We start from the raw sequence: 2,117 nt of genomic DNA on the forward strand, positions 1-2,117 counted from the left end.
CGGCGAGGGCGAGGCGGGTCATGGCGGTCTCCAATGGGTGTCGGGCGTGATTTTCACCCAAGCTAACGCGCTGGACACGTTCCCGGCATCGTGCATATGCACTATAAACGTGTAGTACCCTTGTGCATGTACCCCACCGGGTCATGCGAAAACGATCACCTCGGGGTGTGCCGCATGCGGTCTTTCCCGGGCCGCTGGGCCTGCGGTCTGTCTCGATCGGTTTGAAGGAGCGCGACAGATCATGGAAGCCGAGCGCCTGAGCCGCCGCGAAGCCGAGATCGCTACCGCCTATGCCGGCGGCGCCACCTATCGCCAAATTGCCGAACGCCTTGGCATCGCGCCGACCACGGTCCGCGCCCATATCTATGCCGTCTACCGCAAGCTGGGCGTCGGTTCGAAGATCGCGCTCTCGCAGGCGCTCGGCGGGGGGGACGCCGAAGACGTATCGAACGATCGGGGCGCCGCGCCGAGGGTTGCGAAAGCCGTCCGCCCCTCGGTTGCCATCCTGCCCTTTGAAAACCGGTCGGGCGCGCCCGAGCATGAGGGCATCATCGCAGGGCTCGTCGACCGGACGACCGGGACCCTGTCGAATTTCCGCATGCTTCTGGTGATCGCCGCGGCATCGAGCCTGACCTATCGGGGCAGCGCGAAGGACATCACCACCATCGGCGAGGAACTGGGCGCGCGCTATCTGCTCCGCGGCACTTTCTTTCGCGATGGCGCACGGTTGCGCGTGACGGCCGAACTCGTCGATGCGCCGACGCGCGCCCATGTCTGGTCAAAGACCTATGACGGGGCGTGGTCGGACATTTTCGAGCTTCAGGACGATCTGGCTTGCTCGATCGCGCAGGCCATCGAACCCGAGATCCGCGTCCGCGAATTCGAGCGGGCCAGCCGTGGACGGGAAAGCAATATTTCGGCATGGGAGCTCTACTGCAACGGGTTCGATGCGGCCTACCGCTTTACCGAGGGCGGCTATCGTTTGGCCCGCGATTGCGCGCTGCAGGCGATCGAGGCCGACGAGACCTTCGCCGCCCCCCATGCCCTACTTTCGCGGATCGACTTCATGGAAACGATCCTTGCCATTTCGCCGGATCCTCGAAAGGCCATTCCCGATGGCATCGCGCATGCCAGGCGCGCTCTCGACCTCGAGCCGCGAGACGAAGTGGCCCATTGCACCCTCTCGTGCTGCCTGGTGATGGCGGGGGCGTTCGACGAGGCTTTCGCCGTCATGGACAGGGCCTTCGAAATAAACTCCAACAGCGCCGAAGTGCATAACGCGCGCGCTTTCGCCAATGTCCTGGCCCCGCGTGGAGATCTCAGGCAGGTCATCGCCGACAGCGAGATCGCCTCGCGCATGAGCCCCAACGATCCGATGCGCTGGACCTTCCTTGCCAACATCGGCATGGCGCATCTTGCGGACGCCGAGCACGGGTCTGCCGAAGCGGCCCTGAAAGCGTTCCGCGAGGCCTCCCTTCTGCCACGCGCAAGCTGGTTCGCGAATGCCGGGGCTGTCATGGCCGCCCTCGCCCTTGGCGATCCCGAAGTGGTAAAGGTGCAGGTCGCGCGCGTGAAAGCAGCACGACCCGGCGTGACAATCGAGGATTTCATGCAGGCTTTCGCACATCTGATCGCGCGGTCGCCAAAGGTTCGCGCGCTGATAGAAGAACTGGAATTTAGTTTCGAGCTTGGCTGACACTTCTCCCCAAGACTTGCGGGAGCTTCGCGCCCGGGCCTGAAAGCTGCAGCAACCTGTCAGTTCGCTTCGCCGCAATAGAAACTCAGGCATCTTTGGCAGGCGACTGCGAACGACGGCTTCGCAATGGAACCACACCAGGCCCGAAGATAGTTTGATGTCCGATGGCATTTCTGCCACCCTTAGCAAGGGTCGGCTTTTTTGTTGCATCTCACCGAACGCCACTGGCGTCGAAGTGTGAAGCCAGGAGCCCAAAATAACGGCGTGATGCCAGATACTTATGAACTATTCACCAAATCGGCGTAGTCATGAGGTCCAGAGAATATCGGCCGCGAGAGACCTCTCCCGGGCCTTTTGGCGGCAGCGCCAGTGCTCAGCCCCTGGCAAATAACCCTTGAAAACAACGGAAAAATCCGGCCGC

1 protein-coding gene is annotated in these 2,117 nt (G+C 62.4%); it reads left to right on the plus strand.

What is annotated here, in order from left to right:
• Positions 1 to 241 precede the first annotated feature (241 nt).
• A complete protein-coding gene (locus EP376_RS22565; RefSeq protein ID WP_127657712.1) occupies positions 242 to 1,696 on the plus strand; it encodes a LuxR C-terminal-related transcriptional regulator in 1,455 nt (484 codons plus the stop codon).
• The last annotated feature ends 421 nt before the right edge of the window (positions 1,697 to 2,117 follow it).

It is taken from the genome of Alexandriicola marinus, from assembly GCF_004000435.1.
Classification (GTDB): Bacteria; Pseudomonadota; Alphaproteobacteria; order Rhodobacterales; family Rhodobacteraceae; genus Alexandriicola; species Alexandriicola marinus.

Coding starts and splice junctions, on each gene's coding strand:
- EP376_RS22565 (WP_127657712.1), top strand. CDS start 242: ATGGAAGCCGAGCGCCTGAGCCGCCGCGAAGCCGAGATCGCTACCGCC.